The following is a 14,813-nucleotide window of genomic DNA, read 5'->3' as shown; positions in this document are numbered from 1 at the left end:
GGGCTGTAGAGACGCCTACTTGCGTCTCGTCGTTGAACGTCCACCGCCTGAATTATTCAACGACGAGACGCAAGTAGGCGTCTCTACAGCGACCCGGCAGAATATTTCTTCTCATTTCTACCCTAACATGCTAAAACCCCTTCTCTTCAGCCTTAGCCTACTCAGCATAACCCCGGCAGTTGCGCAAAAACCGCTCTACAAAGACCGCAACGCCGCCACCGAAGCGCGGGTGAAAGACCTACTGGGACGCATGACGACGGAGGAGAAGGTAGGCCAGCTGGGCACGCTGCTGGGCTGGGAGATGTACGAGAAGAACGGCCAGCGCGTGGGCACCAGCGCCGCCTACCGCAAGGCCATAGACGAGCGCCACATCGGTGCCCTGTGGGCCACCCTGCGCGCCGACCCCTGGACGCAGAAAACCCTGAAAACCGGCCTGAACCCAGCCCTGGCCGCCGAGGCCACCAACGCCCTGCAAAAGTACGCCGTGGAGCGCACCCGGCTGGGCATTCCGCTGCTGCTGGCTGAGGAGTGCCCGCACGGCCACATGGCCATTGGCACCACCGTGTTTCCTACCTCCATCGGGCAGAGCAGCACCTGGGACCCCGCCCTGATTCGGCAGATGGCGACGGCCATTGCCACCGAGGCGCGGGCGCAGGGCGCCCACATTGGCTACGGCCCGGTGCTGGATTTGGCGCGGGAGCCGCGCTGGTCGCGGGTGGAGGAAACCTATGGGGAAGACCCTGTGCTCAACGGCCAAATGGGCGTGGCCATGGTGCAGGGCTTTCAGGGCGATAATCTGAAAAGCGGTGCCAACATCGTGTCCACGCTTAAGCACTTCACGGCCTACGGTGTGCCCGAGGGCGGCCACAACGGCGGCAGCATCAGCACCGGGCAGCGCGAGCTGTACCAGAGTTTCCTACCCCCGTTTCGGGCGGCGGTAGGGGCGGGGGCTTTGTCGGTGATGGCAGCCTACAACTCCATCGACGGTGTGCCGTGTTCGGCCAATGAGTGGTTGCTGACCGATTTGCTGCGGGCGAAGTGGGGTTTTCAGGGCTTCGTGGTGTCGGATTTGAACAGCGTGGTGGGGGTGATGAGCAACCACCACGTGGCGGCCACGCCTGCCGCTGCCACTGCTTTGGCCCTCAACGCCGGCCTAGACAGCGACTTGAGCAGTTACGGTTACGATAAGGCCCTGCTCGCGGCCATCGACCAAAAGCTGGTGAACCCCGAGGTGCTGGACCGGGCCGTGGGCCGGGTGCTGCGCCTCAAGTTTGACATGGGCCTGTTTGAGAATCCGTACGTCGATGCTAAGAAGGCAGCCCGGCAGGTGAAGACAGCAGCGCACGTGGCCTTGGCCCGGCAGGTAGCCCGCGAGTCGGTGGTGCTGCTGAAAAACGAGAACAACGCCCTACCCCTGTCGAAGTCGTTGCAACGCATTGCCGTTATCGGCCCTAATGCCGACAACATCTACAACCAGCTGGGCGACTACACCGCGCCCCAGCCCGACGAAAACATTGTGACGGTGCTGGAAGGCATCAAGGCCAAAGTAGCCAAGGGCACGCAGGTAACCTACGTGCAGGGCTGCGCCATTCGGGACACCACCACAGCCGACATTGCGGCGGCGGTAGCAGCGGCCAAGCAGGCCCAGGTGGCGGTGGTGGTAGTAGGCGGCTCCAGCTCCCGCGACTTCAAAACCGAGTACCAGAGCACCGGTGCCGCCACCGTGACGGCGGCCAAGGGCAACCAGCCCATTAGCGACATGGAAAGCGGCGAGGGCTACGACCGCGCTACCCTCGATTTGTTGGGTAAGCAGCTAGCGTTGGTGCAAGCCGTGGCTGCTACCGGCACGCCGGTAGTAGTGGTGCTCATCAAAGGTAGGCCGCTGAACCTGAATTGGTTGTCGGAACACGTGCCAGCTATGGTGGATGCGTGGTACCCCGGTCAGGAAGGCGGCAACGCCGTGGCCGATGTGCTGTTCGGCGACTATAACCCCGCCGGCCGCCTACCCATCTCGGTGCCGAAAAGTGTGGGCCAACTGCCGGTGTACTACAACTTCAAAAGCCCCAACAAGCACGATTACGTGGAAATGGACGCCAAGCCGCTCTACAGCTTCGGTCACGGCCTGAGCTACAGCACGTTTGCGTATGCTGGCTTGCAGGTGAGCCCCGCGGAAAGCAACGGCGCCGTGCGTGTGCAAGTGCGCTGCACTATACAAAACACCAGCGCCCGCCCCGGCGACGAAGTGGTACAGCTCTACCTCAATGATAAAATAAGCTCCACCGTAACGCCTGCCAAGCAGCTCAAGAAATTTCAACGCCTCACCCTGAAAGCCGGGGAGCAGCGGGAAGTGACATTTGAGCTAACTGCCGAAGACCTGAAGCTGCTCAACCCAAAGATGGAATGGGTAGTAGAGCCTGGCGCCTTCACCGCAATGGTAGGGGCTTCGTCGGAGGATATCCGATTGAAGGCTGATTTTGAAGTGAAGCATCCTATTAGGCTGTCGGCGGCGCAGTAAGGTTCTTGTTCTTGCTGTTTGAACGTCATTTCGACCAGCGGGAGAAATCTCGCGTGCTGACAAAAGGACGTCATGCTGACGCAGGAAGCATCTCTACTGATAGTAATTTCTATCTGCTGTCAGCACGCGAGATTTCTCCCGCTGGTCGAAATGACGTTCAAACGAAAAACGCTCTATGAAACTCCCCCTTCTTCTCGTTGCCATCCTTCTACCCTTGTCCGTTGCGGCCCAGTCCAATTGGGTGAAGATGAAGGAAGAGGTGCTGTTCCCGAATCCCCCGTTTCGGCAGTGCCATGCTTCTACGTTGGTAGAGGTAGGGGACGGCCGCCTGTTGGTGGCGTGCTTCGGAGGCTCGGGCGAGGGGCAGAAGGACGTGGCTATCTGGCTAGCTTCCATCGACAAACGAGGGCAGGTGTCGAAACCGGAAAGCGTGGCGACGGGGGTAGTAAACGACACGCTACGCTACCCAACCTGGAATCCGGTGCTGTTCAAGGAGCGCGGCGGCAAGGTATTCTTATTCTATAAGGTAGGCCCTAACCCACGCGAATGGTGGGGTATGGTCAAAACCTCAACGGACGAGGGTAGGACGTGGACCACGGCGCGCCGCCTGCCGCCGGGTATTCTGGGGCCCATCAAGAACAAGCCCATCCAGCTCGCCAACGGCACTATCCTAGCTCCCTCCAGCGTGGAAGAAAGCACGGAGCGCTGGAAAGTGCACCTCGAAAAATCCACCGACCGCGGCCAGACGTGGCAGCGCATCCCCGTAGATACGGCATCGGCCTTCGACGTAATTCAGCCCAGCATTCTGCGCTACCCCAGTGGCCGGTTGCAGCTGTTGTGCCGCAGCAAGCAGGGGAGCGTGGTACAGGCCTGGTCGACGGACAATGGGAACACCTGGGGCCAGCTGTCGAAGACCGCCCTACTCAACCCCAACTCCGGTACCGACGCCGTGACGCTGCGCGACGGCTCCCAACTCATCGTCTACAACCCCGATGTGCCTGGCAAAGACTGGTTCAACGGCCGCGGCAAGCTGCGCGTGGCCCAGTCGGCAGACGGACAGAAGTGGAACGACATAGCCGTGCTCGAAAACGGCGATAAAGAGGAATACAGCTACCCTGCCATCATCCAGACCCGCGACGGCCGCGTGCACATTACCTACACCTACGACCGCAAAAACATCAAGCATGTGGTGTTGCAGGGAGGCGGGAAGTAGGTAGCAGCGTTGAAGTAGTAGTACTTCAATTTGAAGCGGAGAAAAGAGTGCTGTGTTCTATTATTATTTATCTCTATTAGATAATCTTTTATTAAAATTTTATAAAAGTGTTTTGACTTGTTGAAAAAAGTGGGCTTCTTGAGACATTATTCAGAGAAAACCCGCTGCCATGAGTTCATTATTAGCCTTGGAGGATACGTTTCTGGCCGGGCTGAATAATGTTGAACGGCGCAAATACGTACAGAAGATAAAGATTGTCAAGCACTTATATGTAAAGGGTGCCAAGACAAACGCCGATATCTGTGGCCGTTTTAAAATTAGCGCGCCTACCTCCACAGCTATGTTGAACGAGCTGATTGCCGAGGGCTTGGTGGAGAAGCAGGGTAGGGGCAAATCCATTGGCGGGCGCAAGCCGGAGCTGTATGGACTGAAGGATAAGTCGCTGTTTGTCTTGAGTATCCACATGGAGAAGTACAAGGCGCGCCTGGCTATTTTCGATAACAACAACAGCCCCGTAACCGGCGTGCAGACCTTCCAAATTGAGGTGACGCAGGACCTACAGGCCGTGGACCAGGTGCACGAACAGGCCATGCGCTTGATTGAGGCGGCAGGCATCGACCCGCAGAAGCTGATAGGGGTAGGGATTAATATGCCGGGCCTGGTGGCGTCCAAGGAAGGAAACAACCACACCTACCTGCGTGTGCCTGGCGGCGCGGAGTCGTTGCAGCAACTGTTGGAGCACAAGTTCGGCAAGCCCGTGTACATCCAGAACGACGTGAAAAGCGCCACCCTGGCCGAGTACCGCTTCGGGCTGGCCCACGGCCGCCGCGACGTGCTGGTGCTATCCATGGACTGGGGCGTGGGCCTGGGCATGATCCTAGACGGCAAGCTGCGCAGCGGCACCTCGGGCTTTGCCGGCGAGTTTGGGCACATTCCGCTGGTGGAAGATGGCCGCCTGTGCCACTGCGGCAAGCGCGGCTGCTTGGAAACCGTGGCCTCGGGCAGCGCCCTGGTGCGCAATGCCCAGGAAGGCATCCGGGCTGGCGAGAACACCCTGCTGCAAGCCCTGTCGGAGCCTGAGATTGAACAGTTAGAGGTGGAGCAGGTCATCCGCGCCGCCCACGACGGCGACCAGTTTGCCATCAACATTCTGGCCGAGGTAGGGCTGAATCTGGGCAAAGGTATTGCCATCCTGATTCAGCTATTCAACCCCGAGCTGATTATTCTGGGCGGCGAAATTGCACAGGCAAAGCCGTTTGTGCTGCCCGCCATTCAGCAAGCCATTACCATCTACTGCATGAAACAGCTGCGCGAAAACACCCGCATTGTAGTGTCGGAACTGGGCCGCGATGCCATGATTCTGGGCTCGGTAGCCACAGTAATGGAGAATGTATTTGAAACGCCACTGGACAGTTTTAATTAAGAATTAAAGATGATGAACTGGGAATGTAGTTGAAGTAGCTATTGCACTGATTTTCAATAGTTACATACCTGCTTACATACCCATCTACCTGTTTTCTACTGCCGATTTCTTTCAAGATTTCACCGCTCTGTCCTACAATCATCAACCGCCTAACAACCCTTCTAACCCTCACCTACACCGCTTATGGCACGATTAAACCTACTCGAAGAAACTCGTTTTGAGAAGCTACCGGTAACCGTTTACCCCGATAAGCAGATTGCCTCCGTGAAGGTGGCCGAGCGCATTGCGCGCCTGATCCAGCGCAAGCAGGAAGCTGGCGAACAGGCGGTACTGGGCCTAGCCACCGGCGCTACCCCGGTGGGCGTGTACGAGGAGCTGGTGCGCCTGCACCAGGAGGAGGGCCTAAGCTTCCAGAACGTGGTGACGTTCAACCTGGACGAGTACTACCCGATGTTGCCCGACGCGCCGCAGAGCTACGTCACGTTCATGAACGAAAACCTGTTCGACCACATCGACATCAAGCGGGAGAACATTCACATTCCCGACGGCACCCTGGCGCCGGAAGAGGTAGCAGCGTTTTGCTTGAACTACGAGCGGCAGATTGAGGAAGTAGGCGGGTTGGATTTGCAAATTCTGGGCATTGGCCGGACGGGCCATGTGGGCTTCAACGAGCCGGGCTCAGCGCCCAATTCGGGCACTCGCCTGGTGACCCTGGACGACCTCACGCGCCGCGACGCTTCCCGCGACTTCGGCGGCAAGGAAAACGTGCCCACCAAGGCCATTACCATGGGCATCGGCACCATCTTCAAAGCCCGCGAAATTGTGCTGATGGCCTGGAGCGGCAAGAAAGCGCCCATCATCAAGAAAGCTGTGGAAGGTGAAGTGTCGGGCGAGGTGCCGGCTACCTACCTGCAACTGGCCGACAACGTGGAGTTTGTGCTGGACGCCGACGCCGCTTCGGAGCTGACGCGCTTTGATACGCCGTGGCTGGTGAAGGACTGCGTGTGGGACGAAATGCTGATCAAGAAGGCTGTGATTTGGCTGTCGAATACCCTGTGCAAGCCCATTTTGAAGCTCACTGAGGAAGACTACAACAACAATGGCATGGCCCAGCTGGCCACCGAGCGCGGCCCGGCCTACAACATCAACATTCAGATTTTCAACAAGCTCCAGCACACCATCACGGGGTGGCCCGGTGGCAAGCCCGGCGCCGACGACTCGCAGCGCCCCGAGCGCGCCCTGCCGGCCAAAAAGCGCGTTATCGTGTTCTCGCCCCACCCCGACGACGACGTGATTTCGATGGGTGGCACCTTTATTCGCCTCATCGACCAGGGCCACGATGTGCACGTAGCGTACCAGACCTCGGGCAATACAGCGGTGTGGGACGACGACGTGCTGCGCTACATGGAGTTTGCCATTGACCTGGAAAACAGCCTGGGCCGCGACAGCAGCGAACTGCAAACGGTGTATGACAACATGCGCGAGTTTATCGAGCAGAAGCAACCCAACCAGGTAGACACGCAGGAAATCCGGAACGTGAAGAGCTACATTCGGAAAAGTGAAGCCATTGCGGGCGCCCGTTATGCCGGCCTACCCGACAGCCATATTCACTTCCAGGCCCTACCGTTCTACGAGTCGGGCAAAACCTCGAAGTACCCCGTAACGGACGCCGATATTGAGCTGACCATGGAACTCCTGCAAGAGGTGAAGCCCCAGCAGGTGTTCGTGGCCGGCGACTTTGCCGACCCCAACGGCACGCACATCGTGTGCTTCAACATTATTGCTGAGTCGTTGCGCCGCCTGAAGCAGACCGAGGAATGGGTGAAGGACTGCTGGGTGTGGATGTACCGTGGCGCGTGGCACGAGTTTAAGCCCTACGAGATTGAAATGGCCGTGCCGCTGTCGCCGTTGGAGGTGATTCGCAAGCGCAACGCTATCTTCAAGCACCAAAGCCAGAAGGACACGCCCGTGTTCCCCGGCGACGACTCCCGCGAGTTCTGGGTGCGCGCCGAGCAGCGCAACCGTGAAACCGCCCTGCAATACGACAACCTGGGCCTAGCCGACTACGAAGCCATGGAGGCCTTCGTGCGCTGGCACTTTTAGGAGATGCCCGTTGGCCGGTCCGACGCCGCAGGCATCCGACCGGTATCGTTGCTGATGGCTGCGGACATTTGCAGCCATCAGCACGGAGCCTGTTCAACTTCAGCAACGATACCGGTCGGACGCCTGCGGCGTCGGACCGGTGTTATCGGCAGACGATTCAGTTAGCATGACCCAAACCAATTACATCGGCATTGACATCGGGGGCACCAAGGTGCACATCGGCGTGGTGCAGGATGGGCAAATTATAAACGAAGTTCGCTTCGAAACTTCGGCACAGGCGCCGCAGGAACAGATTCTGGGTGAACTGGTACGGCATATTCAGCTGATGCTGGATACCGCCGACGTGGCCGGTATTGGAATTGGTGTGCCAGGGCTGGTGGATGAGCAGCAGGGCGTGGTGCACAACGTGCAGAATATCCCGTCGTGGCGGGAAGTGCGGCTGAAAGAACACCTGTCTGGCCACTTCGCGCAGCCCATGTACATGACCAACGACGCCAATGCCTTTGCCGTGGGAGAGAAAATATTCGGCCAGGGTCAGCCCTACGCCAACCTGGTGGGCATTACGCTGGGTACGGGGCTGGGTGCGGGCATCATCATCAACCACGACCTGCACGCGGGCGTGCTTTCCAGCGCCGGTGAGTTCGGCTGCATTCCCTACCTTGACAAGACCGTGGAGGACTATTGCAGCGGCAAATTCTTTGCGCAGCAGTACCAGCAGGAGGGGGGCGCCCTGCACGCCCTGGCCCGTACCGGCGATGCGCGCGCCCTAGAAGCGCTGGCCAGCTACGGCCGCCACCTGGGCAATGTCATCAAGATGATCCTGCACACGCTGGCGCCCGAAGCCATTTTCCTGGGCGGGTCGGTGAGCCACTGCTACGAGTTTTTCCGGGAGGCCATGGAAGCCAGCATCCGCGAGTTTCCCTTCCGTCTGGTAACCGACCGCTTAGTGGTAGCGCCCTCCGAACTGCGCAATGCGGCCGTGCTGGGCGCCGCCGCGCTGTGCAAAATGAAGCAGGAACTCAGCCCCGCTACTCCCCAAACATTGCCCCTCTAACTGCCTATTTCAGCCTCCTTCTCAAACCCGTACACCATGACGAAAGCAGCTACCACGTCTCCGGCGACCGTGCCCACGGCTAACACGCAGCAAACCAGGTCCATTGTCATCATTGGAGCGCTGTTCTTCATTTTCGGCTTCGTGACGTGGCTGAACTCGGTGCTGGTTCCCTACCTGCGGATTGCCTGCGAGCTGAGCAACTTTCAGGCGTACTTAGTCACCTCCGCTTTCTATATTTCCTACCTCGTGATGGCCATACCATCAGCGTGGGTATTGGAAGCCACGGGTTTCAAGAAAGGCATGTCGGTGGGGTTGCTAGTGATGGCCGTGGGGGCACTGGTTTTTATTCCGGCGGCCTACACACGTACCTATGGGCTATTTCTGCTAGGCCTGTTTATTCTGGGCTCGGGACTAGCATTGCTGCAAACAGCTTCTAACCCTTACATCACCATTCTGGGGCCGCGCGAAAGCGCCGCCAAGCGTATTAGCGTGATGGGCATTTGCAACAAGGTAGCTGGTGCGCTAGCTCCCGTTGCCCTTGGTGCGGTGGTACTAAAAGACGCCGATTCCTTGGTAGCGCGCCTCAAAACGATGAATCTGGCCACCAAAGCCGCCGAGCTTGACGCACTAGCCGCCCGCGTGGTGACCCCCTACCTATTGATAACGGCCGTACTGGTGCTCCTGGCTGTGCTCATCTACTTCTCTTCCCTACCCGAAATCGACACCGACCACGAGGACGAAACCGTAGCGGCTGCCAATACCAACAAAACCAGCGTGTTGCAATTTCCGCACCTGCTACTGGGGGCGCTAGCTATGTTTTTCTACGTGGGCGTGGAGGTTATTGCTGGCGATACCATCATCAGCTATGGTAACGCACAGGGTATTGCGCTGGAAACGGCCAAATTTTTCACCACGTTTACGATGGGTGCCATGATTGTGGGTTACCTCATCGGTATTGTGGCTATTCCGAAGTTCATCTCTCAGGAAAAGGCGCTGCAGCTGTTTGCTGTGATAGGAGTGGCGTTTGCTTTGGGGGCGCTGTCTACCAGCGGCATCACGTCGGTACTGTTCATTGCGTTGCTCGGGCTGGCTAACTCGCTCATCTTCCCAGCCATCTGGCCGCTGGCTATTGCGGGCCTGGGCCGCTTCACCAAGATTGGCTCGTCTTTCCTGATTATGGCCATTGCCGGCGGGGCCGTGTTGCCGCCCCTCTACGGTGGTCTGGCCGATGCGTTCAGCCCCCAACAAGCGTACTGGCTGGTGATTCCCTGCTATTTGTTCATTCTCTATTACGGCCTGGCCGGGCACAAAGTCCGCCGGTAAAACCTCACCCCCGGCCCCCGCTTCCGCTTACCAACACCTACGTCTGCATCGTTCTCGCATGTCACCACACAAACTCCTACTCCCGCTTCTACTGCTTGCTACCCCGCTGCTTGCGCAGCAGCGCTACGAGCTGAACACCGGCTGGCAGGCCACGCCCAAAGGTAAAGTGAGCGTAGAAGGAACCGCGCTTTCGCAGCCTACCTACACCCTGAGCGGCTGGCAGCCCGCCGTGGTGCCCGGCACGGTGCTTACTACCCAGCTGGTTAACAAGCAAGTGCCCGACCCGTTTTACGGGATGAACAACAAGCAGATTCCTGACATCTACCGCACAGGTAGGGACTACTACACCTATTGGTTTGCCAAGGATTTCACGGAAAAAGCTACCGGCGACGAGCAAGTGTGGCTGCACCTGCGCGGCGTGAACTACAGCTGCGACGTGTTTTTGAACGGGCAGAAGCTGAACGCGCAGACCCACCACGGTATGTTTCTGCGCCAGACATACAACGTGACGCCCTACCTAGCCAAGGACGGCAAGAACCGCCTAGCCGTCATCGTGTACCCGCCCGACCCCGTGGGCAACCCCAACGGCGGCCAGGGCGGCGACGGCACCATTGCCCGCAACAACACCACGCAATACACTGCCGGCTGGGACTGGATTCAGCCCATTAGGGACCGGAATACCGGCATTTGGGATAAGGTGACGATTGAGAAGACCCAGCAGATCAACGTTAAAAATCCGCACATTATCACCCGCGTACCGGGCAAGCGCAAGCCTACCGGTCCGCAGGCGCCGGCTACCGTGCAGGTGTCGGCCGAGCTGGACAACCCTACCGCTAAAGCCGTGGCAGGCGTGCTGCGCTACACCATTGATGGCCGCACGGTAGACCAGAAAGTCACCATTCCAGCCCGCACTACCCAGCAGGTGAGCCTCAAAGATCTCAGCCTACCCAACCCCAAGCTGTGGTGGCCCAACGGCTACGGCGACCAGCCGCTTTACGAGTCGAAGCTGCAATTTCTGGTGAAGGGCAAAACCGTGTCGGATGAGGAAACGGTATCGGTGGGTGTGCGCGAGATTCAGCGGGAGTGGAACACCACCACCCAGAGCATGGAGGTGCACCTGAACGGGCAAAAAATCTTCATCAAGGGCGGCAACTGGATTATTTCTGACGCCATGCTGCGCTTCACGGACGCCCGCTACGACGCGGAAATCCGCTTTCACCGCGACATGAACCTGAACCTGATTCGGGTGTGGGGCGGTGCGCTGGTGGAGCGCCCCGAGTTCTACCAGGCCTGCGACAAGTACGGCATGCTGGTGATGCAGGACTTCTGGATGTCGGGCGACGCCAACGGCCGCTGGGTGGACCCCATGAAACTGGAGGACCAGTGGACCCGACGCAAATACCCCAACGACCACCAATTGTTCATCAAGTCGGCCGCCGACCAGGTGAAGATGGTGCGCAACCACGCCTCGCTGGCTATCTGGTGCGGCGGCAACGAAATCACTCTGCCCAAGGACATTCTTACTGCCTTGGAGGATTCTATCCTACCTAAACTGGACGGCACGCGCTGGTTTGTGCCCTACTCCAACTCGGATAGCATGTCGTACAACAACCAGGGCGGCAACGGCGACGGGCCTTATGGTATTCAGAACCTGCGCAGCTTCTGGGAGCACCGCACCTACCCCTTCAACTCGGAAGTGGGCTCGGTGGGGGTAGGCGATGAGGAGTCGCTGGCGCGGTTCGTTCCGCCGGCCAACATGGTGCCCCCGCGCTACCTCGGCGCCGATAAAAAACCCACGGAGGCCGTGGATTCGGTGTGGCAATACCACCTCTACATTGGCTACGAAGACCATCTGCTACCCTACGGCGCGCCCAAAAACGTGCGCGACTTCGGCCTGAAAGCCCAGCTGGTAAACTACGACCAGTACCGCGCTCTGATGGAGGGCTTTAGCTCGCACATGTGGGAGTGGTACACGGGCAGCATCATCTGGAAAACCCAAAACCCTTGGACTGCCCTGCGCGGCCAGATGTACGACTACTACCTCGACCCCAACGCCTGTCTCTACGGCCTGCGCTCCGGCAGCGAGCCGCTACACGTGATGTACAACCCCGTGGATAGCGCCGTGGTATTGGTGAACAACACCTTCGAAACCAAGCGCGACCTGATGCTGGTGGTAGACGCCTACGACATGGCCGGTAAGAAAACCAGCCTGACGCAGGTAATCGTGGAAATCAACCCCTCGCAGGCTAAAAAATACCTGCCCATTGCCGGCACGATGCGCAAGCTGGCGCGGGAGAAAGGCACGTTCCTGATGCTGCAATTACAGGATCTGAACAAGCAGCCGGTGAGCCAGAACTTCTACTGGATACCCGATGCCAAAGGACAGTACTCGGGCCTACAAACCATGAATAAGGCGCCTCTAGGCCTCTCGGCCCGCCAGACTGCGCCCGGTAAGGTAGAAGTAACCCTCACGAACCCCGCCAACCAACCCGTGGCCTTCTTCAACCGCGTGTCGCTGGTAAACCAGCAGACCCAGAAGCGCGTGCTGCCTACCTTCTACAGCGACAACTATGTGTCGGTGCTGCCAGGCGAGCGCAAGACCGTGACGTTGGACTACACGCCCGGCGCGGAAGTCGGCACGCCGGCTGTGTCGGTGGAGGGCTGGAACGTGGCGAAGCAGGTGGTGCCGGTGGCACAGTAGGGGAGACCCCACCCCCCGGCCCCCTCCCCTCCGGGAGAGGGGGAGCCGTGACAGGAACTGTTAGCTAATGGCTATTAGCCATCAGCATTATTCAAACTAGAAAGCTGTTAGCCAAATCGTCCGGCTCCCCCTCTCCCGGAGGGGAGGGGGCCGGGGGGTGGGGTGAATCGTTGAACTACACCTATGACTAGATTTCTGTGGTTGATCTTCCTACTCCTCATCACCGGTACAGCGACTGCCCAAACCGCCCCCGAGCGCTACCCGCTGATTCCCTACCCCGCCTCTTTGACACCAGCAACGGGCACCTTCACCATTACCAAAGCCACCCAACTGGCCCTACCCAAAGAGGGCAAACATTTCGAAAAGGAAGCCGAGCAACTACAAGCGTTATTGCGCAATGGGGTAGGGGCGCCGCTGAAAACCACAAAGAAACTAGTCGCTAACGGCATTGAGCTACGCTACGATGCCTCGATAATGGCCCCAGAGGGCTACCGCCTGACCATCACACCGCAGCAGATGACGCTGGCGGCCAAGGAGCCAGCGGGTATGTTCCGGGCGGTGCAGACGGTGCGGCAGTTGCTGCCGGCTACTATCGAAAAGGCCGGTAAGAGTGCCGCGCCGATGACGCTGCCCGCCGTGCAGATTGAAGACCAGCCGGCCTACGCCTGGCGCGGTATGCACCTGGACGTGTCCCGCCATTTCTTCGATGTCGCTTACATCAAGAAATACATGGACTTGCTGGCGCTCTACAAGTTCAACAAGCTGCACCTGCACCTCACCGACGACCAGGGCTGGCGCCTGGAAATCAAGAAGTACCCCAAGCTGACGGAGGTAGGCGCCTGGCGCACCTTCAACAACCAGGATTCGGCGTGCATCAAGAAGTCAAAGGATAACCCCGATTTTGCCCTGGAGCCCAAGCACCTACGCCAGCGCAACGGCCAAACAGAATATGGAGGCTTTTACACTCAGGATGAGATGCGCGGCATCATTGCTTATGCTACGGCGCGTCACATCGAGGTCATCCCCGAAATCGACATGCCCGGCCACATGATGGCTGCCATTCGGGCCTACCCCTTTCTTACCTGCAACGGCAAAAACGACTGGGGTAAGCTGTTTTCGACCCCCATCTGCCCCTGCAACGAAAGCACCTACGAGTTCGTGGAAAACGTGCTGAAGGAGGTGGCGGCCTTGTTCCCGAGCCCCTACGTGCACATTGGCGCCGACGAGGTAGACAAAGCTAGCTGGAACACGACAGCCTGCACCGAGCTGATGCAGAAGGAAGGCATCAAGGACGTGAACGGCTTGCAGAGCTACTTTGTGCGGCGCGTCGAGCGGTTTTTGCAGAGCAAAGGCAAGAAAATGATTGGCTGGGACGACATGCTGGAAGGTGGCATCGACCCCTCGGCTACTGTCATGTATTGGCGTAGCTGGGTGAAGGACGCCCCCGCTAAAGCCATCCGCAACGGCAATCCGCTGATTATGACGCCCGTGAGCACGCTCTACTTCGACAACCTCCCGGATAAGAACTCCCTGGGCAAGGTGTACGACTTCGACGTGGTTCCCGCCGGCGTAGATGCTGCCCAGTCCCAAAAGGCCCTTCTGGGTGCCCAGGCCAACCTCTGGACCGAACAAGTGCCCTCCGAAAACCGCGCCGACTATATGGTGATGCCCCGCATGACGGCCCTGGCCGAAGTGGTGTGGACCAACAAAAAGCAGTACGCTTCCTACCTCACCCGCCTGCGCCAGCACTACCCCCGCCTGGCCCTGCTGAACGTGCACTACCGCGTGCCCGACCTGGCGGGCTTCTCCGAGGAAAGCGTCTTCACCGACAAAACGTCTTTGCAGGTCGAGAAGCCGCTCGATAATCTGATCATCCGTTACACCACCGATGGTAGCATCCCCACGGACGCTTCGCCTGTGCTGCCGGCTGCCCTACCCATCACCCAGCCCACTACGGTGAAGTTGGTGGCTTTCACGCCGGAGGGGCTGCGGGGCGATACATACGCCATCCGGTACAAGCAGCAAGCCTACGCCGCACCCGTATCGGCAAAGGCGCCGGCGCCGGGCCTTACGGCTACGTACTTCACTGGTTACTTCAAAAAATCGGCGCTGATGCAGCAGGCTAAGGCCAATGGTAGCACCACCGTAACCAGCGTGCAGGTACCCAAGCAGGCAGAGGCCGACCAGTTCGGGGTGCAGTTTCGGGGCTACCTCGACGTACCGGAAACCGGCATCTACACGTTCTACCTCACCTGCGACGACGGGGGCACCCTGCGCCTCGCCGACCGCATAGTAGTCGACAACGACGGCCTGCACTCGGCCATTGAGAAAACCGGACAGGTAGCCCTCACGAAAGGGTTGCACCCTATCGCCCTCGATTTTGTAGAAGGTGGAGGCGGCTACATGCTGCTCCTCAAATACAGCAAAGACGGCAGCGAGCCGCAGCAAGTGCCAGCCAATTGGCTGAAGCACTGAAAGCAC

8 protein-coding genes are annotated in these 14,813 nt (G+C 58.9%); all 8 read left to right on the top strand.

Annotated elements, in window-relative coordinates:
- The first annotated feature begins 127 nt into the window (after window positions 1-127).
- The 8 genes from J4D97_RS08435 (at window position 128) to J4D97_RS08400 (ending at window position 14,807) form a co-directional block, all read left to right on the top strand.
- Window positions 128-2,515 (top strand): glycoside hydrolase family 3 N-terminal domain-containing protein, encoded by a 2,388-nt coding sequence (locus J4D97_RS08435; RefSeq protein WP_208307183.1) that lies wholly within the window; start codon window positions 128-130, stop codon window positions 2,513-2,515.
- A 175-nt stretch (window positions 2,516-2,690) separates the two neighbouring features.
- Complete coding sequence (locus J4D97_RS08430) at window positions 2,691-3,728, top strand: sialidase family protein (protein WP_208307182.1); 1,038 nt, start codon at window positions 2,691-2,693, stop codon at window positions 3,726-3,728.
- A gap of 169 nt (window positions 3,729-3,897) precedes the next feature.
- Window positions 3,898-5,151, top strand: coding sequence for an ROK family protein (locus J4D97_RS08425; protein WP_208307181.1), 1,254 nt, complete (start codon window positions 3,898-3,900; stop codon window positions 5,149-5,151).
- 183 nt (window positions 5,152-5,334) lie between these two features.
- A complete protein-coding gene (gene nagB, locus J4D97_RS08420) occupies window positions 5,335-7,254 on the top strand; it encodes a glucosamine-6-phosphate deaminase (RefSeq protein ID WP_208307180.1) in 1,920 nt (639 codons plus the stop codon).
- 166 nt (window positions 7,255-7,420) lie between these two features.
- Complete coding sequence (locus J4D97_RS08415) at window positions 7,421-8,308, top strand: ROK family protein (protein ID WP_208307179.1); 888 nt, start codon at window positions 7,421-7,423, stop codon at window positions 8,306-8,308.
- Window positions 8,309-8,344: 36 nt separating this feature from the next.
- Window positions 8,345-9,631 carry a sugar MFS transporter gene (locus tag J4D97_RS08410; RefSeq protein ID WP_185280696.1) on the top strand — a complete coding sequence of 429 codons (1,287 nt, stop codon included), beginning with the start codon at window positions 8,345-8,347 and terminating at the stop codon, window positions 9,629-9,631.
- Window positions 9,632-9,689: 58 nt separating this feature from the next.
- Window positions 9,690-12,332, top strand: a complete 2,643-nt coding sequence (locus J4D97_RS08405) for a glycoside hydrolase family 2 protein (RefSeq protein WP_208307178.1) — start codon at window positions 9,690-9,692, stop codon at window positions 12,330-12,332.
- Window positions 12,333-12,515: 183 nt separating this feature from the next.
- Window positions 12,516-14,807 (top strand): family 20 glycosylhydrolase, encoded by a 2,292-nt coding sequence (locus tag J4D97_RS08400; RefSeq protein WP_208307177.1) that lies wholly within the window; start codon window positions 12,516-12,518, stop codon window positions 14,805-14,807.
- Window positions 14,808-14,813: the final 6 nt, after the last annotated feature.

It is taken from the genome of Hymenobacter defluvii, from assembly GCF_017589435.1.
Lineage (GTDB): Bacteria > Bacteroidota > Bacteroidia > Cytophagales > Hymenobacteraceae > Hymenobacter > Hymenobacter profundi.
The sequence above is the reverse complement of the archived record's forward strand: the minus strand, read 5'-3'. Positions and strand labels throughout refer to the sequence as shown.

Bases quoted from the DNA above. Each gene is read 5' to 3' on its own strand.
- J4D97_RS08410 (WP_185280696.1), top strand. From the start codon at position 8,345: ATGACGAAAGCAGCTACCACGTCTCCGGCGACCGTGCCCACGGCTAAC.
- J4D97_RS08415 (WP_208307179.1), top strand. From the start codon at position 7,421: ATGACCCAAACCAATTACATCGGCATTGACATCGGGGGCACCAAGGTG.
- J4D97_RS08400 (WP_208307177.1), top strand. From the start codon at position 12,516: ATGACTAGATTTCTGTGGTTGATCTTCCTACTCCTCATCACCGGTACA.
- nagB (WP_208307180.1), top strand. From the start codon at position 5,335: ATGGCACGATTAAACCTACTCGAAGAAACTCGTTTTGAGAAGCTACCG.
- J4D97_RS08430 (WP_208307182.1), top strand. From the start codon at position 2,691: ATGAAACTCCCCCTTCTTCTCGTTGCCATCCTTCTACCCTTGTCCGTT.
- J4D97_RS08405 (WP_208307178.1), top strand. From the start codon at position 9,690: ATGTCACCACACAAACTCCTACTCCCGCTTCTACTGCTTGCTACCCCG.
- J4D97_RS08425 (WP_208307181.1), top strand. From the start codon at position 3,898: ATGAGTTCATTATTAGCCTTGGAGGATACGTTTCTGGCCGGGCTGAAT.
- J4D97_RS08435 (WP_208307183.1), top strand. From the start codon at position 128: ATGCTAAAACCCCTTCTCTTCAGCCTTAGCCTACTCAGCATAACCCCG.